This window comes from Clostridium sp. CTA-19, assembly GCF_054767855.1.
Genome location: NZ_BAAABH010000004.1, coordinates 28660 through 52394, shown reverse-complemented (window position 1 = coordinate 52394; position 23735 = coordinate 28660). Strand labels below are relative to the sequence as shown.

General features: G+C 26.5%; 29 protein-coding genes. 4 read left to right on the top strand and 25 right to left on the bottom strand.

The window, feature by feature from the left end:
* Position 1 precedes the first annotated feature (1 nt).
* The 11 genes from ACYUE0_RS03475 to ACYUE0_RS03425 all read right to left on the bottom strand — a co-directional run bounded on the left by ACYUE0_RS03475 (position 2) and on the right by ACYUE0_RS03425 (position 8762).
* On the bottom strand, positions 2 to 334 hold the full coding sequence (locus ACYUE0_RS03475) for a DUF2577 domain-containing protein (protein ID WP_460269499.1): 333 nt from the start codon (positions 332 to 334) through the stop codon (positions 2 to 4).
* Between the two features lie 2 nt (positions 335 to 336).
* Complete coding sequence (locus tag ACYUE0_RS03470; RefSeq protein WP_460269498.1) at positions 337 to 1308, bottom strand: XkdQ/YqbQ family protein; 972 nt, start codon at positions 1306 to 1308, stop codon at positions 337 to 339.
* A 14-nt stretch (positions 1309 to 1322) separates the two neighbouring features.
* The gene (locus tag ACYUE0_RS03465) at positions 1323 to 1982 is read right to left on the bottom strand and encodes a LysM peptidoglycan-binding domain-containing protein (RefSeq protein WP_460269497.1); all 660 of its coding nucleotides are present in this window, start codon (positions 1980 to 1982) and stop codon (positions 1323 to 1325) included.
* The gene (locus ACYUE0_RS03460) at positions 1982 to 4039 is read right to left on the bottom strand and encodes a tape measure protein (RefSeq protein WP_460269496.1); all 2058 of its coding nucleotides are present in this window, start codon (positions 4037 to 4039) and stop codon (positions 1982 to 1984) included. The genes ACYUE0_RS03465 and ACYUE0_RS03460 overlap by 1 nt, the downstream gene beginning before the upstream one ends.
* 259 nt (positions 4040 to 4298) lie before the next feature.
* Positions 4299 to 4712 carry a phage tail assembly chaperone gene (locus ACYUE0_RS03455; RefSeq protein ID WP_010292203.1) on the bottom strand — a complete coding sequence of 138 codons (414 nt, stop codon included), beginning with the start codon at positions 4710 to 4712 and terminating at the stop codon, positions 4299 to 4301.
* A gap of 17 nt (positions 4713 to 4729) precedes the next feature.
* Complete coding sequence (locus ACYUE0_RS03450; protein WP_010292204.1) at positions 4730 to 5191, bottom strand: phage tail tube protein; 462 nt, start codon at positions 5189 to 5191, stop codon at positions 4730 to 4732.
* Positions 5192 to 5197: 6 nt separating this feature from the next.
* Complete coding sequence (locus ACYUE0_RS03445; RefSeq protein ID WP_460269495.1) at positions 5198 to 6505, bottom strand: phage tail sheath family protein; 1308 nt, start codon at positions 6503 to 6505, stop codon at positions 5198 to 5200.
* Positions 6506 to 6670: a hypothetical protein gene (locus tag ACYUE0_RS03440; RefSeq protein ID WP_010292206.1), complete on the bottom strand. Its 165-nt coding sequence runs from the start codon at positions 6668 to 6670 to the stop codon at positions 6506 to 6508.
* Positions 6645 to 7091: a phage tail terminator family protein gene (locus tag ACYUE0_RS03435; protein WP_460269494.1), complete on the bottom strand. Its 447-nt coding sequence runs from the start codon at positions 7089 to 7091 to the stop codon at positions 6645 to 6647. Before ACYUE0_RS03435 ends, ACYUE0_RS03440 begins: the two co-directional genes overlap by 26 nt.
* Before the next feature lie 284 nt (positions 7092 to 7375).
* A complete protein-coding gene (locus tag ACYUE0_RS03430; protein ID WP_460269493.1) occupies positions 7376 to 7831 on the bottom strand; it encodes a siderophore-interacting protein in 456 nt (151 codons plus the stop codon).
* Positions 7832 to 7904: 73 nt separating this feature from the next.
* Positions 7905 to 8762, bottom strand: a complete 858-nt coding sequence (locus tag ACYUE0_RS03425; protein WP_460269492.1) for a hypothetical protein — start codon at positions 8760 to 8762, stop codon at positions 7905 to 7907.
* Positions 8763 to 8986: 224 nt separating this feature from the next.
* On the opposite strand from ACYUE0_RS03425, the gene ACYUE0_RS03420 reads away from it, so the two are divergent.
* Positions 8987 to 9427: a helix-turn-helix domain-containing protein gene (locus ACYUE0_RS03420; RefSeq protein WP_010292214.1), complete on the top strand. Its 441-nt coding sequence runs from the start codon at positions 8987 to 8989 to the stop codon at positions 9425 to 9427.
* A gap of 23 nt (positions 9428 to 9450) precedes the next feature.
* Entirely contained in the window at positions 9451 to 9888 is a 438-nt protein-coding gene (locus tag ACYUE0_RS03415; RefSeq protein ID WP_460269491.1) for an ImmA/IrrE family metallo-endopeptidase, read from the top strand.
* 94 nt (positions 9889 to 9982) lie between these two features.
* On the opposite strand, the gene ACYUE0_RS03410 is transcribed toward ACYUE0_RS03415, so the two are convergent.
* The 10 genes from ACYUE0_RS03410 to ACYUE0_RS03365 form a co-directional block, all read right to left on the bottom strand.
* Positions 9983 to 10573 carry a GNAT family N-acetyltransferase gene (locus ACYUE0_RS03410; protein WP_460269490.1) on the bottom strand — a complete coding sequence of 197 codons (591 nt, stop codon included), beginning with the start codon at positions 10571 to 10573 and terminating at the stop codon, positions 9983 to 9985.
* A 255-nt stretch (positions 10574 to 10828) separates the two neighbouring features.
* Positions 10829 to 11455, bottom strand: coding sequence for a hypothetical protein (locus tag ACYUE0_RS03405; RefSeq protein WP_460269489.1), 627 nt, complete (start codon positions 11453 to 11455; stop codon positions 10829 to 10831).
* Positions 11456 to 11698: 243 nt separating this feature from the next.
* Positions 11699 to 12001, bottom strand: coding sequence for a hypothetical protein (locus ACYUE0_RS03400; protein WP_460269488.1), 303 nt, complete (start codon positions 11999 to 12001; stop codon positions 11699 to 11701).
* Between the two features lie 163 nt (positions 12002 to 12164).
* Complete coding sequence (locus tag ACYUE0_RS03395; protein WP_460269487.1) at positions 12165 to 12680, bottom strand: DUF1643 domain-containing protein; 516 nt, start codon at positions 12678 to 12680, stop codon at positions 12165 to 12167.
* Positions 12681 to 12750: 70 nt separating this feature from the next.
* On the bottom strand, positions 12751 to 13236 hold the full coding sequence (locus tag ACYUE0_RS03390; RefSeq protein ID WP_460269486.1) for a GNAT family N-acetyltransferase: 486 nt from the start codon (positions 13234 to 13236) through the stop codon (positions 12751 to 12753).
* Positions 13237 to 13277: 41 nt separating this feature from the next.
* A complete protein-coding gene (locus tag ACYUE0_RS03385) occupies positions 13278 to 13907 on the bottom strand; it encodes a GNAT family N-acetyltransferase (protein WP_460269485.1) in 630 nt (209 codons plus the stop codon).
* A 110-nt stretch (positions 13908 to 14017) separates the two neighbouring features.
* Positions 14018 to 14392, bottom strand: a complete 375-nt coding sequence (locus ACYUE0_RS03380; protein ID WP_460269484.1) for a hypothetical protein — start codon at positions 14390 to 14392, stop codon at positions 14018 to 14020.
* A gap of 188 nt (positions 14393 to 14580) precedes the next feature.
* The gene (locus tag ACYUE0_RS03375) at positions 14581 to 15858 is read right to left on the bottom strand and encodes an FAD-dependent oxidoreductase (protein ID WP_061994803.1); all 1278 of its coding nucleotides are present in this window, start codon (positions 15856 to 15858) and stop codon (positions 14581 to 14583) included.
* Complete coding sequence (locus tag ACYUE0_RS03370; RefSeq protein WP_061994804.1) at positions 15855 to 16850, bottom strand: sulfide/dihydroorotate dehydrogenase-like FAD/NAD-binding protein; 996 nt, start codon at positions 16848 to 16850, stop codon at positions 15855 to 15857. Before ACYUE0_RS03370 ends, ACYUE0_RS03375 begins: the two co-directional genes overlap by 4 nt.
* 119 nt (positions 16851 to 16969) lie before the next feature.
* Positions 16970 to 18085: a D-alanyl-D-alanine carboxypeptidase family protein gene (locus ACYUE0_RS03365; protein ID WP_061994805.1), complete on the bottom strand. Its 1116-nt coding sequence runs from the start codon at positions 18083 to 18085 to the stop codon at positions 16970 to 16972.
* 129 nt (positions 18086 to 18214) lie between these two features.
* Here ACYUE0_RS03365 and ACYUE0_RS03360 point away from each other — a divergent pair, with 129 nt between their 5' ends.
* Together ACYUE0_RS03360 and ytfJ are read left to right on the top strand one after the other, a co-directional pair.
* Positions 18215 to 18787: a DUF2953 domain-containing protein gene (locus ACYUE0_RS03360; RefSeq protein ID WP_199868910.1), complete on the top strand. Its 573-nt coding sequence runs from the start codon at positions 18215 to 18217 to the stop codon at positions 18785 to 18787.
* A 58-nt stretch (positions 18788 to 18845) separates the two neighbouring features.
* The gene (gene ytfJ / locus ACYUE0_RS03355; RefSeq protein WP_061994807.1) at positions 18846 to 19304 is read left to right on the top strand and encodes a GerW family sporulation protein; all 459 of its coding nucleotides are present in this window, start codon (positions 18846 to 18848) and stop codon (positions 19302 to 19304) included.
* Between the two features lie 65 nt (positions 19305 to 19369).
* On the opposite strand, the gene scpB is transcribed toward ytfJ, so the two are convergent.
* The 4 genes from scpB to ACYUE0_RS03335 form a co-directional block, all read right to left on the bottom strand.
* Positions 19370 to 19969 (bottom strand): SMC-Scp complex subunit ScpB, encoded by a 600-nt coding sequence (gene scpB, locus ACYUE0_RS03350; RefSeq protein ID WP_199868909.1) that lies wholly within the window; start codon positions 19967 to 19969, stop codon positions 19370 to 19372.
* Positions 19962 to 20732 carry a segregation/condensation protein A gene (locus tag ACYUE0_RS03345; RefSeq protein ID WP_061994809.1) on the bottom strand — a complete coding sequence of 257 codons (771 nt, stop codon included), beginning with the start codon at positions 20730 to 20732 and terminating at the stop codon, positions 19962 to 19964. The genes scpB and ACYUE0_RS03345 overlap by 8 nt, the downstream gene beginning before the upstream one ends.
* 227 nt (positions 20733 to 20959) lie before the next feature.
* Positions 20960 to 22201, bottom strand: coding sequence for a S8 family serine peptidase (locus ACYUE0_RS03340; RefSeq protein WP_460269483.1), 1242 nt, complete (start codon positions 22199 to 22201; stop codon positions 20960 to 20962).
* A 237-nt stretch (positions 22202 to 22438) separates the two neighbouring features.
* Positions 22439 to 23650, bottom strand: coding sequence for a D-alanyl-D-alanine carboxypeptidase family protein (locus ACYUE0_RS03335; RefSeq protein WP_460269482.1), 1212 nt, complete (start codon positions 23648 to 23650; stop codon positions 22439 to 22441).
* Between the last annotated feature and the right edge of the window lie 85 nt (positions 23651 to 23735).

Sequence of the window (23735 nt, the reverse complement as noted above, 5' to 3'; positions counted from 1 at the left end):
ATTACACCACCTTATCTAATATTAAATATTGAGTTCCCTGCTTTATTCTAAGTAATATAACTTTATCTCCATTTTTTAATCCTTCTCTTATTACTACTTTCTCTAGACTATTAGATGTTGTACCATTACTATATGTGTGGTTATGATTTAAATTTATCTCATATCTTTGTAAGTTTTCTGGAACTATAAAAAATTCTTTAGATAAAGTCTTTTTCTGTTCTACTTTTATGATTAAATTATCAGAATCTAGTATTACGCCAAACTCAATATTAAGAGGATTACTTGCATTTATTGCATCTACTCCAGCTTTTTTTATGGTTTGTATCATTCCCATAATTACACCACCTTTAAATCAAAATCCATTATATGACCATCCTTTGAAAATTTATGAGTTGCTTCTTCAATTAAGTAGTATTGTTTTATATCTCTTTTTTTAATATCTACATATACACCTGATCCTCCTCTAAGTTTCAAATCTAAAGTTGTATCAGTACCTATTACATCTTTAAGGCTTAATTTTTTAGTTTCTTTATTTTTAAGCTTTAAATTTCCATTAACCATTTCTTCTATTTGTGCTTTATTTAACTTATCATCAACTTTTTTAAATAATTGTAATCTTCCCCATTTAGCTATATTATTGCTATCTTGCGCAATGTAAACATCTCTTCCACCTTTTTTTTCATTATCTTTTACAAACTTTATTCTGTTGTAGCTCTCTTCAATAGAACTCTCCCAATCGTAATCTCCAAGATTACTATCATCACTAATAACAAGCTTTTGTTTCACATTATTTATATCCTTTAAGTTTAAGGTTCCAAATTCATCATATAATACAAATGTCTTAGTATTAGCTGTAACCGTCTTATCCAATGCACTATAAATAACATCTAAATATTTTTTATCATCTTCTTGAATAGTTGGTATTATATATCCTGTATCCTCAATAGTCCCAACCTTTAGGTTAAGATTTTTAAATATTTCTTTTGCTATATCACTAGCTTTTTTATTTACTCCAACATATATATCATTGTACATTAAATATTTAATTTGATCATAAGCTGTTATTTTTATTTCAGGGCTACTATTTCCTTTACTTTTAAATATATAACCATAAAATACATTGTTATTATCTACTTTAAATCTTACAACATCACCATTGGATATTTTAAACAAACTATCTTCTATAAATTCTATGTCTAAACTTGATGGCCCGTCTTTTCGCTTAGTCTTCCATATAACTTCTTTAACAAGTTCAGATATATCAAATATATTTCCTTTTTTATCATCAATTAATAGTTGTATTTGCATATCAATTTTGCCTCCTATGGAAGTTTTAAAACTTGTCCAACATATATTAAATTAGGGTTGGAGATGTTATTTAATTTTGCTATTTCTTTATATCTATTACCATCACCTAAAAATTTTTTAGATATATGCCATAGTGTATCTCCATTAACTACTGTGTATGTTTTTACTTTTTTATTATCTGTATTTCTAATAGACTTTGTTTTAACTTTATTTGATTTAGCTTTAGATAAATTATTATTTACTATTACTACTTTTCTAGCTACATGATTTTTATATCTTTTAAGCTCTATTGAATAATAAATATCTCCAATTTCTCCACCATGTTCTTCATATTTAAAATTTTCTATTGTAAATAAATCATTTATTTCTAACTGTCCACCAACTAAAATAAATCTTAACTTTTGTTTTTTCTCTCTCCAATCTTTAATTTTGGTAATATAAAAACTCGGTTCAAATACTTGTTCCGAGCTTACATATGGTCCATTATTTAATGGAAAATAACTTTCAAAATTTATTTCTGTCAATTTAGGACTATTAACTTTACTTACTTCTCCTAGGTTTATCACATCATATGTTTTGTTGTCACCATCTTCATTTATTTCTATTTTTTCTGGGAGCACTGGAATTATAAAGCCTTCTTCTCCATTTTGAATTCCAATATACATTTTATACATTATGCATACAACCCTTCTGCACTATTTTCTAATTCTTGTTCCATATAATTTTCTATTGCTGAAATTATTTTATTTATATCAGCTTGCTCTTTTACATCCCCAGTAGTTACTTGAACTGTAGGTGTTAATGTAACAAAATTAGAAATACTTTTTTCTTCTGCTAAATCTCTCATCATTTCTAAATACTCATTAGAAATATCTATTTTATCATCAATATTCTTAAGATGATCATTTGCTTGATTTATACCTTTTCCTGCATTATCATTTAATCCACTAACTGGTGATTGGGCTATTGGGGAAATTTGTGGCATAGTTGCACCGTCTAAAAAATCTTTTCCTAAAACATTTGGCATCTTTCCTATTTCTCCTAATCCATTAAATTTATCAGAAATACTAGATTCAAATTTTTCTCCTGCATTATATCCAGCATTAAAAAACTGTTTATATTCAAATCTATCTAAATGCATTGATTGTGAATCCATTCTAGAAACTTTAACCTTAGGATCTCCTACAAATTTATTAACTACATTACTAAGTCCACTTCTCCAACCATTTACAGCACTAGCAAGATTAGACCCAAATATTGTATCAATTGCCGATGCAATTCCGCTAAGTATACCTAGCACAGTATCTGCCATTCCTGCAAATAGTCTAATTATGGAACCTATTGGATCATTAAATACATTAGCAAAGAACTCTGCAAATACCGCTAATTGGTTACAGATTAAAACTATTATATCTATAACTAAATTATAAAATGTTACAAATAAGTTTCCTATAAATGCGATTGCAACCATAAATGCTCCTGCAATCAAACCTGTAGCACTTATTGAAGTACCTGCAAAATGATTAATAGCTGCTATTGCTACATAAAAAAGGGTTATTAATATTATTATACATATAATAATCCATGTGATAGGACATGCTGCTATTGCTGCATTTAAACCATCTTGTGCAATTATAAGTGCGATTATAGCTGCTGTTTCTATCCCAGAGGCTATTGCTCTCATAATTTTTACAGCCACATCTTTTAGTGTTGTTAACCAGGCAATACCCATAGTTGCATTATAAACAAGTAGAGCTGCTATTACACCTAAAATAATAGGTACTATCATGCTCCAATTTTCTATAAAAAATGTTGCAAATGCAATAACCAAATCAATTGCTCCACTAAGTATGACGGATAATATACCTATTGCATTGACTATTCCATCAACTATCCCTATTCCAACATCACTGTTAATAAATTGACTAACTTTATTCATTATGTCTCCAAATTGTGTTATAGCTTTGTTTTTTATACTATTCCATATATCATCAAATGTCTGTGGCATAGTTTGAAACTTAGCATTAATATCATCTGATGCATTAAATAATGCATTTTTTATAATGTCTGCTGTTAAAGTTCCACTTGATGCCATCTTGCTTAATTCAGTTATAGATGTACCTGTATACTCTTCAATTGCTTTAGCTGCTATGGGATTATTTTGAGCTATTGCATCAAAATCACTTCCTTGTAAATTTCCTTTAGCCATTATCTCTGTAATTTTATCCATGCTACTATTAGATTCTGATGAAGTTGCACCACTCATTCTTAATGATTTATTCATTAGTTCTGCAAAAGTTATTGCTTCTGTATTATTTGAAAATGTATCTTTTGGTAATGAATCCAACTTTGAAACTGAAGATGCCATTTCACCATAAGATACCCTAGAACGTTGAGCTGCTTGATATACATTATCTTGAAGTTTAGCTTGACTTTGCAGTCCATCATTAGCAAATCCTAATTTTGAATTTTCATTTATATAATCATCAGTAATTCGCATTCCTTGTTTAACAGTTTCAAAGCTAAAGAAACTTTTAATAAGTCCTTTAACTTTTTCAGTTAATGCAGTAATTATATTTGAACTTTTCTTAAAAGAAATAGTTAAACTAGTTCCTATAATATTAGATAAATTATCCATCACTAATATAGTTAAATTTAATTCTTCTATTATAGATTGAATTGGTTGGCTCATCTGATCAAAGATTTTCAAAGTAACTGCTATTGTTTCCATTAAATCACCTCTTTTCACCAATAATAAAAGCACCTACATTAAAGTAAGTGCTTTTAATTATTTAATATATTTATCTAATATTACTTTTATTTTTTCTTAATTTTCTTGGCTTCCTTTGCTTCTTTCTCAACAACTATATCTATTGAAGCATAAATGAAAGCTTTTTCTTGTCTTGGTAAACTCATTAATTTATGAGGAAGAATTTTTAGTTTATGGAGAGCATAATGAGCATAATTTGCTTCACCGTCACCCTCCTTAATTAGTTTTTTGCTTCTTCTACTAATTCTTGTAAGCCTTTATTGTATCCATTTATTTCACTCACAATGGTAGACCATTCAGCATACTCACCATCAGTCATTTTTAATTTCATAGCTTTAAGTAACTCTTCTGCACCAACTACTCCCCAAGATGATTGTAATTCAGCATTTTTTAAATCTGGATAAGTTGTAGTTTCAATTATCAAATTTGATATAAACTTATCTTGATCTGTTTCAAATATTTTTTGACCCTTAATAAAAGTAATTTTTCTACATTTCCTTCTAATCTCATCTCCCAATGGTGCAGTTATTGGTTTAAATTTCATTTTTCTTAGTCTACCACCCATTGTTATTTCCTTTTCAACCTCTAATGTCTCCTCAAAACTTTCCATTAAAAAGTCTTCAAAATTTTTCATGTTTTATATTCCTCCTCTTATTTTAATACTGGCTTATTAAATTTGCTTAATAAATCTACATCATCAAAAGTAAATGCAACTTCTTCCTCTAAGGAATCTGAGTCTACATCTAATAATGCCATAGGACATTCATCTAAATTGCAGTTTTTTAGCACAACTGTTTGTTTTCCAACAGAACTTGTTGGATCTTCATTAATAACTGTTATATCAAAATAAGTATCTATACCCTCTTTCATGTATTTAAGCATAAGTTCCCTAAATAAAGAAGTTACATAATAAATTGTTAATGTACCTGTACCTTTGTACCCCTTAGCCTTAGTTTGAGTTCCTCTCTTACCTAATGTCTTCCCTTCACTTTTTTCTTTTTCAATTTTAGAGTCAAGCTTTTTTATATAAAATAAATCTTCATTTCTTCCATCTATAGTTGCATATGCCCTTGCTTCTTGTCCACTTATTGTATCTTTAAAATCTAAAAACATATTTTATTACACCTCCACGTCCATATATAATTTCTCCATAGCATCTATCGGTTGTACTTTAACCTTTGCTATTATAGAATCCTTATCTTCTCCTCTTTTAATCTCTACATCTTCTGATTCTACATTTTCTATAGCATTAATTTTTTCCAATTGTTCTAATGTTTTAATTACATCTTTTTTAAATAATGACCTACCATCCTCATTGTTATTGCCTTTTCCTATATAGTTTTTATCCCATAACACTTTAATTCCATTATTTACTTCAAACAATGTTCTTATAACTCTATTTTTTCTATAATCTTTTTTCTTATCTTCAGTAAATGTTTTTAATGTATTTATATCTTGTTCTATAACAACAGTACCATTATTAATAGTAAAAACTATTTCACCATTTAATAAAGCTGCTTCTATTTCTCTGTCAGTATACTTAATATCTACATCAATAGCATCACTGTATTTAAGATAAGTGTTTGATTGATTTACATTTGCTCCTGCAGTAGCACCTGTAATAAAAGCTACTGCTTTTTCTGAATGGACTTCTCTCCCATCATTTAGAATTACTCCATTTTTTACACTAAGTACATTTTCACAATCTGCTTCTGGATAATTCTCTAATACTAATTGCACTTGTCTACCTTCACTTTTTAATCGTTTAATAAATGTTGTAGCTACTGCCTTTATAGTAGAATCTTTAGTACTTATTCCCATAGCATGAAAATCATATGGCTCTACAGAAGATAGATAACCTACATAATCTTCATTAGTAACAGTACCATCAGTACCACCTTTTAATGATAATCCTGCTGTAGTTTTTAACTTACCAGTTCCTTTAAAACATATATAATCATTTGATTTTAACTCACTAATGTCTGTTACTATTTGTCTATCAACTTTATTTCCTTCAAATATAGTTATTAACTCAAATTTAGATACGTTATCTATATTATTTTGAATTACTATATTAATATCATTTCCTTTAGTTCCACTATATTTAGCTGTAACTGTTAATTCTTCTAATGTCGCAGTAGCTTTTTCACCTTCATTAAGCCTATATAATAAAAGTATTTTAGCTCTTTTAAATATTTCTCTAATAAGTAATGCATTTTCATCATTTATATTGATTCCTATTTTTTTATATAAATCATCATCACTATGAATTTCAAGCACTTGTCTTTCCATCCCCCAAGGCAATGTTAGAGGCATTGTTGCTACCCCTCTTTCACCAATTGAATTTACATCATTTTTTTTAGATTTAAAATTAATATATGCTCCTGGTCTAATTTTGTTTTGTTTTGTCCATGTTCCTCCTGCCATTTATCTCACCTCTTCATTTCTAAATTTATTTAAAATTTTATTTGCTTCCTCTAAACTATATTGTTTATCTTCTAATACAACTTTCAATATATCTTTTTCTATAGTTTTAAATTTGTTTGACCCTATTATTTGATCTTTATTAAATTTCATTGTGACTTTTTCCATTTAAATATATCTCCTTTTTTAAATTATTCATTTTAGAAACTTCTTCGATTTCTTTTATAATGTGATAATTAATTTTAAAATAAAAATGCAATTGTCCATCTATAAATTCATGTTTCATATCAGTTGCCCTATACAAACTCTCATCAACCTTTAAGTAATGAAATATTTCATATAGTTTATCAACTATATATGCGTAATCTAAATTTACATTTCCTTCATCATTAAAATAATTAATATCAAAGGAAATACTTTTTTTATATCGTCTGTTAATTTCTTTAACCTGTGATGAACTTAAAACTTTAATAAAAAAACAAGGTTTATCAAAACCTTGCTTTAAATCTTTATCATATATATTTATATTAGGAAATTCTTTTTTTAACATTTGATTTATTGCAACCTTAAATTCATTTATACCGGTCATATTATCACCTCCTTTAACATTTATTTAAGGTTTCATTATAAATAAAATTACTTATTTTATTACTTTTTTAATTATGATTACAATGAAAACTTATATTATTAATATTGAACATAAAAAAAGCACTTAAATTCTAAATAAGTGCTTTTACTAAAGTTATGTTTTTATTAATTATTGTTTATTTTTTCTATGATACTATCATAACACATGGATATATAACTTTTCACGTCACCTTTATGACTTTAATAAGTTATTTTTCCGTTATTTTTATTTTTAAAATTTTGTTATTAAATATATTGTTCTTTTACCCATATTTTATTTGAAATTTTATTTATTGCTTTTTTCTTGATTTTACCACAATAATCATTATTAATATTTAATAATGTACTAACTTTTATCCAACTATATCCTTTTATAAGCCTGTATTCTATTACCTTTCTTTCAGTTTCATCTAAAACCTCTAATGAATTATCTATTTTAGTTATTAACCTTATTTTACTTGCCTTTTCTCTTTTAAGCTTATTTATCAATTTTTCTTTTTTTAATATTTCATTTTCCACATTAGAATTGAATTTATTTGTTTTTCCTGTCTTTTCCTCAAAAGAAACTGCTGATACACCTTCATACTCTGACTCAATTTCTTCTATATCTAATTCAATATTTTTTATTTCAGCTTTTATGGAATTGTAGTTAGCTAACACTTCTTCAGTTAATTTACATATATTATTTTTACTTATACTCATCTTTTATACCCCACCTTAAATCCATTTATATAAAAAATTTAAAATTACATATTCATTTTATTTTTTAATTACATTAATTATTATCTATATTTCCAAATGATAAGCCCAATAATTCTTTTTCTAATTGTTCAAAGTCATATTTTCTTTGTTCAAAGTTATTAAATGCATCTGCCTTTACATCTTTTTTGACAAAACCACTTTTATTTTTAACATTGCTATATTTTTCTTTTATGAACTTCTCAACTTGATTTAAAAATTCTGGTCCTGTAGTTATTCCCATATCTATATACTTATCTATCGTTTTTTTAAAGTACGCAAAACTTTTACCTTTACATCTTACACAATAAAGAATTACTGCTTTCACAAAATTATAATCATATTCAAATAAATATCTGTTAAATTGAATTTCTGTAGTCTTTTTTAACAAGCATATATTACTTTCAAAAATACTTTTTAAATCATTACTATTAGTAGTACTAATTTTAGTATTTATATTAAAATCAGTATTTATATTTGTATTAGTATTTAATAGTTTCTGATTTTTCTTATTAGGTAAGTTCCCTATTAAGTACTTTTCCACTTTCGGGTTTTCTCCATTTGGAATTTCTTTTATTTCGGATTTTTTCCCTTTAATATTCGGAGCTTCTTCTATTACATAATCATATCCACCCAATAATTTTCCTAGAGAATCTCTTCTAAGTTTTCTTGTAATATATCCCCACTTTTCTAATTCTTTAAGTGCACTTCCCATACTGTCTTTTCCATCCTTACAACACTCAATTAGCTCTGATAAATAAAAAATCCAATTATCTGGTCTTCTTAAAAACATAACCATTAACCCCTTTGCTTTAAGACTTAGTCTTGAATCATCTATAAAGCAGTTATCAACAACTGTATAATTACTTTTTTTATTAACTCTAAATGTTGTCACATCACATCCCCCTTAGTATTTAATAATCTCACCTATGCACTTATAGTACCTTTTTATCGGACATTTTTCAATACAGAATATAGTTGTTTTCCGGACAAATACAGTGCTTATTCTCCGTTTAATCGGACTTTCTTTTATTTTCTTTAATTTATGTTTACTTTACCGTACAAAATGTTATAATATATGTACGGTATATCGTACACTGCAAAATGAGGTGATTAATTTTGAGTATTGGCAAAAATCTTAAATTCATTAGAAAAGAACAAAACTTAACTATTCGTGATTTAGTTCAACTAAGTGATGTTGGCAAATCCACAATAAGCGACATTGAAAACGACAATGTAAACCCTACAACAGCTACATTAGAGAAATTAGCTAAAGCTTTAAATGTATCAGTAAATGATTTTTTTCATTCTTCAATTGATGAAAAAAATAAACTAAAATCTGATACTGAAGTTGAATTAACAAATAAGGATAAAAAGGATATTGAAAAAAATTTAGAAAAAACTTTAGCTCAATTAGAAAAAGAAGATGGCCTTATGCTTTCTGGGAATCCAGTTGACGCAGATGATTGGGAGTTTATCAAGACTGCTATAAAAACTGGTCTTGAATATGCTAAAAAGGTAAATAAGGAAAAATATACTCCTAAAAAGTATAAGAAGTAATACGTCTGAAGGGATGAGGGGTTTTGAATAGAATTATTGAGAAAAAAGTTTTGTATTTAAAAAATAAGTATAAAACAAATAATCCATTTGAATTATGTGATTATTTAAATATAAAGGTTATTTTTGGAGACTTAGGTTCAAACATTAATGGTTTTTTTCAATATGCTCCACGAAATAAAATCATTCATATTAATTCTAGGTTAGATAGTAAATCACAATTATTAACTTGTGCTCATGAACTAGGCCATGCAATCTTTCATTATAAATTAAATGTCTTATTTTTAGAAAGAAATACTTTTTTTCATCAAAATAAATTTGAAAGTGAGGCAGATAAATTTGCTGCTGAATTATTAATAGATGATAATTTATTAAATAACTATGAAGGTTTTTGCATTGAAACTATAGCTGATTGTGAAGGTATCAATCGTAAATATATAAATCTTAAATTTAATTTATTATAAGTTAAATTTATTTCTATGATAAATAATAAAGGATGCTAAACAGCATCCTTTAAAATATATTTAACTTTATATTCTAGTCTTAAAGCAAATAACCTTATTTTAAATATTTGAACCTATTCCAAAATAATTCTTTATTTAATTTGAAGGTTAATCCATCATAAAGGTTTCCTCTAACTTTCCTAATATTAATTTCTCTATTTACTTCTTTAAATCCACATTTTTTAGCAAGTCCTATCATTCTCTCATTTCCTGACCATGTTTGTGTGTATATATCTAATGATTGTTTTGATTTTAATACATAAGAAATAAATAATGAAAATGCAGCTTCACCCAACTTTTTATTTCTAAATTCATTATTTACAATATCAATTCCTATTGCAAACTTTGTTTTATTTCCATCAATAAAATATGATGAAACCCAACCAATGTGTTCCCCATTAACATAACATACCTCTAATCTACTACGTATTTTGGGTAAATCTTTGTTTAGTTTTTTTAATAGTTCAATCTTTAATTCGCCTATATTTACATTTTCTTCTTTTTCCCAAGGAGCATCCCAATCTTGCCATTCAACTTCTTTTGTGTTCCAAATTATATAATCATCTATATCTTCAACACATGCATCCCTTAAAAATATATCTTGATTATAGACTTTAAATACATTTTTATTAATTAAACTTGACATATTTATAGGGTTCCAAGTTGACTTTTAAAATTATCCATTTCAAAACTTGGATACCTAAAATAGTGAGACATGCTCTGAATCACTTAGAATTCAACACTACATTTTGTATGAAAATATTTTAAAGTTATTGAATAAATTTAAATTCGAGCTTGTTTCCCTATATATCTCCTATTTCAAAAATAACATTATGAACATTCTGTAAACAACTAATTCAGATTTGCTTTTATGTACTTGGAATATCTACTAAAAGATTATTCAACAAAAATCAGGTGTTTGTTCATATATATAATTTAAAATTCCTTGACCTTTACCTTCTTTATAATATTCTGTTGACTTAACTTCATTTAAAAATTGTATAGCTAAATCCTCAACACTTCTTGATGTTGTAATTTTCTTATCTTTCTTTGCAATCTCCACTATAATTTCTGAGTTACTTCTCATATAGTTTGAAAATGAATTTAATATAGCACTCTCAATTTCAATATCTGATGGAAAATATGGCTTAGGATTAAATTTGCTATCTGCCTGTTGATTTGATACTTCCTGCTGCTCTAACTCTTGAGACTCCTCTACCTGTTGTTGTTCCTCTTGCTGTCTTGCTTGTTCTTCTTCTATTTGTTTCACATTTTCTATCTCTTGTTCTTTTTTAGCCTCTTCGTCCTTCTTTTTCTGTTCTTCTTCTTTTTGCTTCTTTTCCTTTTCGACTTTCTCTTTTTCAACCTTTTCTTTCTCTTCTTGTTCTTTCTGCATTACTATTTTAGTTTTTTCAATAGCTTCTCGCTCTATCTTCTTAATATGTTTGCTGATACCATAACCTATTCCTCCACTTATAATCATGATAGCAATTATGCAAATTATTAATATTTTTTTATTCCTATTCACTTCTTTAATTTCCCTTATTTTGTATTTTTTACATTTTCTATTATATCATTTCTATGTAAAATTTAGTATTAATTTATATATTTATACACAAAAAGACCTGTATTAAACAAGTCTTTAAATTATATACTAATATTTATCTAATTATAATCTCTATAAAACAATTAGAATCATTATCTTATTATACAAAATGGTAAAGGTAACTCCCTTAAGAGCTACCCTAAATACATAAAATTGTCTTATATACTATTTTTTAATATCTTTATTACTTAATATTAATATAAAGATATATATTATATTGCAAATATATTTAAAATTTATAATAAGTAATATTGGTATTAGTAAATTTGTTAAATTATAGACTATTCCTAATATATTTTCTATTATAGGAATACTATCCATCAAAGATTTTCCAAATATTAAATTGATATCTCTAATATATAAAATATTTAATGCATACGTTATTATAAGACAAACACCATAGCAAAAAAATTTATCAATTAACTTTTTATAGTCCATATCGTTATAGTCTTTAAACTCATTTTTCAATTTATAAGCACATCCTTATTAATTATATTCTTTATAAATTGGAAACATCAATTCCTGCTGATATATCATTGCTCACTTTATACTTTTTACTCTACCATATTATATATTAAGTAATGTTTTCAAATTTTCACTCAAAAAAATCTGTATTAAACAATTCTTTATATTAGCTACTAAAAGTAAATTCATAATTTTCTAATGTCCATTTTTCTGTTAAATCTCTAGGATGTCTAGATTTTTTGCCTTTATCATCCTTAAAACATTTTATTTTATTTATATGTGGTTTTAATAATTCTTCAACTTGCCTCTTTCTACTAATATATTTTTTATTATCAGATCCCCATCCAACTATTACTATATCTGATTTTTCTAAGGATTCTATTATATACTTATCATTATACTTCTCAAATTCATTACTTCTTTGTGAAAGTTCTTTAGGTTCTGTAGACATATACGCAAATAAATTTACTATATTTATACTTCCATAGTTATTATCTATCAAAAAATTAGTTACATTTATAACAGTCCTATCACTTTTTAATTCACTTGCTTTGCTTGGGTTTAGCATTATAATTGTAGCTTTCTTTTTATCCTTTTCCCAAGTTCTAGTTAATTTATATCTATATTTTTTATCATCTGAAAAAATAGCTTCACTATTAATTACAGAACTTGTTATTTTCATTATTATAACCTCCTTATTTAATTATACTAATATTTTTATCATATTAAGTTTTCCTGTATGTCATTTAATTTTAAATATTTTTTAACATAGATATATTCTCTCCTACTTCATCTATTATTTTGTATTCTAAGCTTTTATATAATGAAAAAGCAGGTTTATTATATTTAAAAACGTTAAATAATACTTTTTTAAGTCCCTTTTCTTTTGCTTCTTCTTCAACTAAAAGTAAAGTCTGCTTTCCATATCCTTGTCTACGAAAACTTTCATATATTAAAAAATCACATATAAATGCTATATCTTCCTGATACTTTTGGTACCAGATAATTCCCACATCTTCATTATTACTATTCACAACCATATAAATAAAATTATCTTTTGTATATTTTCCTTCTGGTAAAAATCCATGGAAACTTTTTTTAGCACTTTCAAGTGCATCTTCCTTACTGCATAGACCTGATTTTATCAGATCTTTTGAATAATCTAAAATGTCCCATTCAGCGAATTTATCAAATTCATCATCACTTAATTCTCTAAACTTTATACCAAATTTTTCCATTTTATTTCTCCTTAACATTTAAAATTTCATAACAAACCTATTTATTTTAGACCATATTTACTAAAAACTAATGAACTAATTTTTTCTTCATAACCTTCATTTATAAATCCCAACTTTAACATGAGATTTTTACTTGCAATATTTTCTTTTTCAACACAAGCCACAAATTCATATTTATCATAATGCTTATATAATTCTTTAATTAACGCTGAAAGTAATTCATAAGCAAAACCTTGCCTATGGTATTTATATGAAATTGTATAGCCTAGTGAAATAGTTTGGTTTTCTATAGAAATAAAAATATCTCCAACAATTTCATTTGTTTTTTTGAAAATAATAGCCAAACGTTTTTTGCCTATAGAAAACAAATCTTCATTTTTACTCTTTTCAATAAGCTTTGTTAAATTTTTATTATCTTTAAATTGACCTCGTTGAAATTTTGAGCATAAATCGTTACTTCTATAGTCTACTAATTCTTCTAAATCCCTAATTTCAAAATTTCTTAAAGCCAATCTTTTAGTTTCAAAATACATAACTCTCACCACATTTACACTTTTTAAATTTTTGTTTGATTCTTTTGACCTAATCCAAGGACGTCGCTTCTCCGGGTAGGCATAAGAATCAGATGAAAATATATTTAGAGTTTCTTTAAAGATTTCACAGATTAGCATTTTAAGTTTCTTCATTATTACTTTTTAATACTATAAATTTGAAATTTTTAGACTTAGCTTTATGTCTATACTTGGAACTCTATATAATATTTACAAATAATATATTAAATTTACTTTTTATACTTTATTTTATATTTATAAAATATATATTGTAACAAATTAATGGTAGTACATATCCAGGCAACAAAGCTAACTAAAATAACATTTATATTATCTCTAAAATACCTTAACGCATTAAAAAAATCGAATGACCAAATTATAAAAAATACTACTGAAGTTCCACCTATGTAATCAATACTCCAATTGATTTTTTTATTTTTCTTTAAAGCTATTCTTACATATAAACAACTAATAATTAATATTCCTAAAGACCATAAACTGAAATTTATTAAATCCTTTGTTATAATAACTACTGGTATTTCACTACCTAAAAGTATTCTATGAATAAATTCAAAAATTTTAGCTATTAAAAATACAACACCCATATTATAATCTCCTTATGATAATACTTATTTCCATAAAAATTTTAAAATTCCTTTATAATGTCATGTATATTATTGTTAAACTATAATATATAATTTTAAAAACAAAAATTATTTTCATAAAAATAAGCTATCACACAACTAATTTTAGTTAATTATGCAATAGCTCATTATTACTTTTTATTTAAAATTTATATCAACTTTTCATTAAATATTCCATCTAAATTAAGTTTATTTACTCTATTATATATTTCATCTTTATCTATAGTATATAACCCTAGCTCTTTCATTCTATTAAAGTACTCTGCACCTGCAAAGGTATATCTATTTCTTCGTCCTTCTTTTGTTTTCACTTTTTCATTAGCATAGGCTATTAAGTCTCCTATTGCTAATGCTCTTGGAAGTATTAACAGTGGCATTCCTAGGTAATTTCTTACTGCATTGTGTCCTGCGAGACTTCCTGTACATATGGCTTCTGTGTGACCTACAAATAACCCACTTTTTTCTCCGCCACAGAATAAATTTGAAAGTCCATCAACTTTCATATCATCACTTCTAGGTGCTACTGATAGATATCTTATAGAATTTCCTTTTCCTCCTGCATATGGATCTACAAATTTGGCATTTTCTAATCCATGTATTTTTCTTAATTTTTCTAATGGATAATAAGAAGTCATAAGTTTTGCATGTCCTGTATCTAGTAGTACTATATTTTCCGCAAACTCTTTTAGTGCATATTGTTGGCATACCTTTTGTTTTAATTTGTCTAAATTTATATCTTCTTTCGGTACTGTTAATACTACAACACCAGTTTCATCTAATTGTTTTACTATTTCATCTGAAAGAGTTTCTTTAGCTAATTTGCAAGAACCACTAAATGCTCCATAAACATCTTCATCTCTTTCACCTTTTATATCTTCAATACCTGCTCTATAACTTATACTTATTCTTGGTCCAAAAGATGGACACCTTAAAACACACATAGAACATCCATTTCCATATCTTAAACAATTACCCATTGGACCTGTAGAACCTGTGGTTTCAATAAAAACATCGCCTTCTATAAAGGAGCCATCATTAATATAAACACCTTTTAATTTATCTCCATCTTTTTCTACATCTACTACTCTAGTTACAACTTTAATCTCTATATCAAGCCCTTCAACATATCTTCTTACATCTGGCTCAATTTTATTTACATCATAAAGCCAAGCATGCTTATGCCCTGGAAAATCTATATCTTTATGCCTTGTATTTCTATCTGTTATATTTATTAAATCCCCAGCACCTAACGCTAATAATTCTTCTGCTGCTGTATATCTTCCGTTGTTTCTCATTATTCCTCCTACGTTTCCTAGTCCTAGTAATAAGTCTGTTTTTTCAATTAATGTAACATCTGCACCTGCTTTTTTTGCTGTTATTGCAGCAGCTACTCCAGACCATCCACCACCAATTACAACGACTTTCACAGTGTTCTCCTCCCCTCTAAAATGTATTTAGGTTCAGTTTGTATTTTGCACAATCTTCTTAGTTTGTCATCATTATTTATTCTTGTGCAACAACCACAAACTCCTTCACCACAACACATTTTTTCATTATTACTGCAAGAAAACTTAATATCCTTGTCATGGGCCTCTACAATTCTCATAATCTGGTAATTTAAAATATCTGCTGCATCGCAATGTACTATTGAAATATCATTTTCATTTAGTATATCTTCTAAAACTCTTTTAAATTTCCCACTTAATAATCCACCAGGTATTATACTGGTACATTCTATAACTTTATCTGAATACTTTATAAGTTTATCTTTTATAAATATATTTTCAAATGGACTTTTATCTATTATAGTTATAATTTTGTTTTCATTATGATGCAACCACTCTATAACTGGAATCATAGGCGCCTGTCCTATGCCTCTTGCAATAAGTAAACATTGCTTTTTCTTAGTTTCTAAAATTGATTTTACACCTAAAATACCATTCCAAAATGGTCCTTTAACCAATAAATAATCATCTTTATTAGCTTTTGCTAGTTCTTTTGTCTTTAATCCCTTTAATTCAACTGCAAAAGTTAAAGTACTATTTTCCCCATCATTTTCCATGATAGAAATAGGGGTGTCGTAATTGCTTTCTGTATCTTCTCTTCGTAAAAATACAAAACTTCCTGGACTAGCAAGTTCACTAACAAGTTTATCACTAGCAGATATTTTTAATATTAATATTTTATCTTCTAATATTTCTTTATATAAAACTTTGCATCTTTGATGTTTTCTTCCCGGTTTGCTTTTAAAATTATTTGTAACAAATTCTTGGTAGATGCAAACCCCATTCCAATTGCAACAGTCACAAAAATCTTTACCATCTAAATGTGAACATAGTATACAATTACCAGACTCCGCCAAATGACAGGGACAAAATTCACTTCCGCAGTCTATGCAAGTATAAGGTTCATAACTCATTTCAAAACCTCCTATAATACTCTACTATTAGAATATTTACATCATAAGCATTTTGTTACATTTTATAACTAAAACTACAAAACAAAAAATTGCCTTAAATATAAGGCAATTTAATAATTTTAGTTTAATAATTTTTCTTTTATTATTTTATATATAGGTTTTTTCTCTATTTCATTTTGAGATAGCATGTATTCATAAACTATTTTTCCATTTTCATCACTTACTCTAACAGTTCCTATTTTTTCTTCTTCGCTTATTGGTGCTTTTAAATTTTCTGGTACATCTACTTCTATATTTAATTTTTCATCTTCTTTAACTGGAAGAATTACGTCTTTTCTACTTATCAAGTTTAGCTTTCCATCACCATTTTCTATTTCTATGTTCTTTAGCACTTCGCCCTTTGAAATTACTTTTTTATAATCATAAACTTCATCTACATAATTAAAGATTTTTTTTGTTTCTTCCCATCTAGGAGTACAATTTAAAGTTACCATTATTATATCTCCCTCTCCCATGTTTACTGATGAAACAAGACATTTTCCAGCGCCTCCAGTATATCCTGTTTTTACACCATTAGCGTTAGGCATTTGATATAAAAGTTTATTTATATTTTGATAATCTCTTGTAAATCCATGTTTTGATTTATCTATTGATTTTGAAGATACAATTTCATGAAAAATGGGATTTTCTTTAGCTTTTTTAGTTGCTATAGCTAAATCATATGCTGTTGAATAATGATTTTGACTATCAAGACCATGTGGCGACTCAAAATGAGAATCTAACATTCCTATTTGAATACAATATTCATTCATAATACTACAGAAACCTTCTACAGATCCTCCAATACCTTCTGCTATTGCTATTGCTGCATCATTTCCTGATTTAAACATAAGTCCATATAACAATTCATATAATGTAATCTTTTCCCCAGCTTTATATCCAACTGTAGACCCTCTTATTGCTGCTGAATTTTTTGAAATAGTAAATTCCTCTTCTAAATCGCCATAACTTAATGCTACTAAAGCAGTTACTATTTTAGTAGTGCTCGCTACTGGTACTAAAGAACGAGAATTTTGTTCAAATAATACCCTTCCACTTAAACTATCTACTGCAATTGCACTTCCTGCATTTACTCTTAATTTTTTAGGACTTGCATAACATACAGTACTAAATATTTTAATAATAAGAATTGCTACAAGTATTACTGAAAGAGATTTTATATGTGTTTTTTTCATTTTTCTCACCTCTATATATTACTTTGAAAATTATGCTAAATGTGAATATTATTTCCCAATATGGTTAGGATAACTTATAGCTATTTAATTATAAATTTAAAATCCTATTTTATTTATTGGAGGATAACTATGAATTATTTTTTATTTATTTTAACAATAATATTAGCAATATTATTTTGTCCTATTCCTCTAAAATTAAAACTGAAATATATAAATAAAAAACTAGAAATTTTTATTTATAAAAAAAATTTAAATTTAGATAAAAAAACTAAATCTAATAAGATAAATATAGAAAAAAAAGAAGAACCTTCTAAAGAAGGTGGTATTAAAAGAAAATTTTCAAAAGATAAACTTTCTTCAATAGATATAAAAAGTTTATTAAATGATTTAATTTATAATAAATTCAAAGTAAAGATGAAAATTAAATCGAAAGTTGATTATTCGCTTTCAGATGCAGCACATACTGCTATTGTCTATGGATATGCTCATCAAGGTTTTGTACTTTTGCAATTAATTTTAAAACTTTTTTTTAAAGTTAATGATTTTAAATATGATTTAAATTTTGAGTTTAATAAAAGTTACATTAATGTGGAAACAGAGTGTATATTTTTTATAAGTTTAGCAAAAATTATATATGTATGCTTTTTAGTCTTTAAAAACATAAAAAGAAAAGATAAAGTTAAAATTTCACAGCCAGTATAAGCTGTTAAGTAATAAATTTATGTATTACTTAAATTGCTGTTAAGGAGGAGTTTATAAAATGGATAATCATCCAATAGAAAATCTTATGAAAGCAACCATGGAAAATATAAAAGATATGATCGATGTTGACACAATTGTTGGTAAACCCGTTACCGCTTATGATGGTACAGTTATAATACCTATATCTAAAGTTTCCTTTGGATTTGGATCTGGTGGATCAGAATTCGAAAGTGACAAAAATAAAAATTCTATAAATAATCCTTTTGGTGGTGGTTCTGGTGCAGGAATAAGCATCAAGCCAGTAGGTTTTTTAGTAGTTAAAGGTGATTCTGTAAGATTGCTTTCAGTAGATCACAATAATAGTTATGATAAATTAATAGATAGTATACCTCAAGTTTTTGATATGGTAAAAGACCTTTTCAAAAAAGATGATGATTATAAAGAAGATACTAAGAATAATAAAAAATGTTGTTGTGACAACGATGAGTTTGGTACTATAGATGACTTAGATATATAAATATATCTCCTTTCGTAAAATAAAGCAGTAAATTAATTACTGCTTTATTTTAATCATTAATTATATTAAACTGTTTCAATTTCTTCTTTGCTTTCAATTTCTTCTACATTAAAAGTTTCTAAAGAAGGAAGTTCATCTATATTTCCAAAATCAAAATATTTTAGGAATTCATCTGTTGTACCATATAAATTAGGTCGTCCAACAACATCTTTTTTTCCACTTTCCTTTATAAGATTTTTATCTATAAGGGTATATATAGCTCTATCACTTTTAACCCCTCTTATTTCTTCAATTTCTACTCTCGTTATAGGTTGTCTATATGCTATTATAGATAAAGTCTCTAAGGCTGCTTGTGACAAAGATTGTCTTACATTAGTTTTTAATAACTTTTGTATGTAACTAGAGTTTTTGGGTTTTGTTACAAATTGATATTCTTTGTGATTTTTTATTATTTTAATGCCTCTACTTTCGTCTTCCTTATATATCTTCATAATATCTTTCATAAGTTTCTCTGTATATTCTACAGAACATTCTATTATTGAAGCTATAGATGATAAACTTATAGGGTCTCCACTAGCATAAAGCAGTGACTCTATTATTGAAAAATATACCTTCTTATGTGAAACTTCTTCGATTTCTAATTGCTCTTTATGCAAATTATTCATCTTCATCTGTCCTTTCTATATCATCTACTCTTTCTACATATATATCTGAGAAACTTTTTTCCTGTATAACATTTACCGTTTTTATTTTAATAAGTTCTAACAGTGCTAAAAAAGTTACTATTGCTTCACTTTTACTTTTATATCCTTCTATAAGCCTTGAAAAATGTATCTTAGGATAAGTTTTCATAAGAGTTGTAATTTCTGTCATCTTATCCTCTATTTTAAAGGTTTCAATTTTTATTTTGTCTTCAAAAAAATCTCCCTTTTCATTCATTTTATTAAGGTAATTATTCATCAACTCATTATATAAATTATATAAATCAAGCATTGTTCTATTTTTTAATAAATCTGCAATAGTTTCTTTTTTAGGATTTTTCTCTTCTATTATTTCTGGTTTTTTACTAAATACAGCTCCAGTTTCTAACTGTCTTTCACCTAAAAACTCAGCTACCATTTTGTATTTTTTGTATTGAATTAGTTTTTCCACAAGCTCCTTTGCTGCATCTTCTTCATTTTCATACTCTTCCACTTTAGGTTTAGGCAACAACAGCTTGGACTTTATTTCTATTAAAGTTGCTGCAATAACAATAAACTCAGAAGTTATTTCTAAGTCCATTTCTTGCATAGTTTTTAAATAACCTAAGTACTGATTAGTTATTTCTAATATTTTTATATCATATATACTCATTTCATTTTTTTTAATTAAATGGAGTAATAAATCAAAGGGGCCTTCAAAATTTGTTATTTTTATACTTAACGACATATAAAACTCATCCTTTATAAGAGTATAAAACCAAATTATTAAATAAAATTAAAACATCAATTTTAATCTTATATTAAATATTATGACTTTATAAATTTCTTTTTTCATATTTTCTAATTATACCACATGAAATTATTTAGTAAAAGAATAGACTTTATTGTGTCTTTATGTAGTTAAAAAAGTTATAGATATTAACTTTTTATAATATCCATAACCTTATATATAATTTAACTTTCTTTTTTTAATTTATCAATCAATTTTTTAGGATTTACAATTTTTTTAATCTCATATTCTTTATCATTCTTTTTAATTTTTAAAACATCGCCAGTTTCCAACGCAGTATTCCAAAATACCTCTGGTGTAATATCGGGTTTAACCTGACAAGCCAATGCATATAGCCCTGCAATATATGGTGAACACCAACTCCAACCACCTTGAGAATAAAAAGCATACTCTTCTTTTCCTGTTTCACTTGCAAGTGTTCTTGAATCCATTGGAATAAATAATACTTCACTATCTTTTAAACCTTTAATTCTAATATTATAAAATTTATCATTATCATCAAAAAAAAGCTTTTCGCTATAACAATTAGGTTTATAAGATGAAATTTCATCTGGATTACTCAATATATCTCTTCCAAGTCCATCATAAGCAAATCCATAGGTGTTTTTTAAAGATGATGAAACCACAAATATATTTTTATCTTTTGCTCTTTTTACAGCATCCATAAATTCTTCGTATCCTTTTTCTTTAGGATTAACTCCTATAGAAAGAGAAATAACTCTAATTTTTTTATTTTCTTCTAAAGTTTCATTTACCTTTAAAATTTTATCAATAGCCTTTACTAACCATACGAAATTCATCTCAACACTTCCAGACCTACTATCTCTATCTTCCCAACTTGTTGAAATATAGTATAAATCTGAATTTGGTGCTACTCCTACAGTTTCTCCTACAGCAATAGATGCCACTCCCGCTCCATGCATAGTAGGTGAATTTTCAAAACTATGAAATTCTTCATAGTACTTAAGATTATCCTTATATTCCACATGATCCTTTAATAACATCCCATCAATTATTGCAATTCCAACATTCTCTCCTTTAATTCCACTTTTGTGAATGGTTTTTACTCCTAAGCCGGGATTCTTTCCATATTTAATTATTTTCTTAGGTTTACATTCTTTAGGAAGTTTTTTAGGCCACTTTGTAATAGTATCAAATGATGCATGAACTAAATTATTAGTTTCATCACTTAAATCTAACTGTGATAAATCCTTTCCCCTTACATCAACCTGAAATGATCCATAATTATTAGGATCATATTGTGGTAACTCTGTTAATTTGGGTATAGAATTTGTGTAACTAGTTTCATTTTTATTTAAAAAAGTCTGAACACTATTCAAATCTCTATTACATCCACCAGTAAATATAATTGTAGATATCAATAATATAATAAAACTTTTTCTCATAGTTCCCCCTCATACTTATATAGTTTTTATATTTTAAAGTTATTAAATAAATTTGAATTGGAGCTTATTTCCCTATATAACTCTTTACTACAATAATTTTATAGTATCATATATAAGCTAACTAACTAATTTTAAATCCAAATATTAACATTTTGTTTAGAATATTTATTTTTAAAATCTCTCATTATAAAAAGGGATACCAAAAGTATCCCTAATTTAATATTATAAACTTATGCTTTAAAATTCAACTAAGTTTACAACTCCAAATATATTACTTATATTATCTTTTAAATTTCTTAAAAATTGAGATTGTTTTACTTCTCTATCAGTATACATTTGAACAGTTCCTATTAATTCATCACCCATGTAGTATTCACAAGTTCCTATTATGTCCCCTTCTTTATAATGTTTTTTCTCCATATCAATATTGATTTTTTTAGTTATTTCTGCATCTTTACCTTTTTCTAAAGTTATATTTAAGCCTTCATTTGCTTTTGCAATAAAGAACTTATCTCCTTTTTTGTTTAATGGAATAGTTTCTATTTCCTCATCTTTAGCTACTACTTTTTTACTTTCAAATTTTGCAAATCCATAATTCATCAATTTGCTTGCTTCTGCGTTTCTTATTTTATATGTAGGTGAACCCATAACAACAGCTAACATTCTTACATTATTTCTTACTGCAGTTGCTGATATACAATATTTTGCTTCTTCAGTATATCCAGTTTTTAATCCATCACAGCCTTCGTAAAATCTTACAAGTTTATTATGATTAACAAGTTCTATAGGTGTTTTACGTCCTTCTGATATTGTCTCCATATAAATTGATGAATATTTTAATATTGTAGGGTGTTTTAAAAGTTCTATAGACATTGTAGCTATATCTCTAGCTGTACTTAAATGTCCTTCTATTGGAAGCCCAGTACAGTTTTTAAAAGTTGTATTAGTCATACCAAGTTCTTGAGCTCTTTTATTCATCATATCAACAAAAGATTCTTCACTTCCACCTAAATGTTCTGCCATAGCTACAGCTGCATCATTACCTGATGCTATAGCTATCCCTTTTAGTATTTCCTCAACAGTTCTTACTTCACCTTCATCAAGAATCATACTACTTCCACCCATGCTCTTAACTTTAGCACTACATACTATTTTATCATCTAGTTTTAAATCTCCATTATCTATTGCTTCCATAGCAAGAAGCATTGTCATTACTTTGGTTACAGATGCTGGAGCAAATTTTTCATCTAGATTTTTTTCATATATAACCTTTCCAGTAGTAGGTTCTATAAGTAATGCTGATTTTGCATCAACATCTAATGGTGCTGATGATTTTGTTTCCTCTTTTTTATTGATTTCTTTTCCATCTTCAACTGCCATTGCTGGAACCGTTATTTGAAATAATAATAATAAGCTTAAAATAACACTTATAATACTTTTCTTTTTCATTTTTATCCTCCTTATGAAATTAAACTATTTAAGCTTATTTTTACCTAAAAAGAAAAATTTATTAATATAATGATAAATAATATTA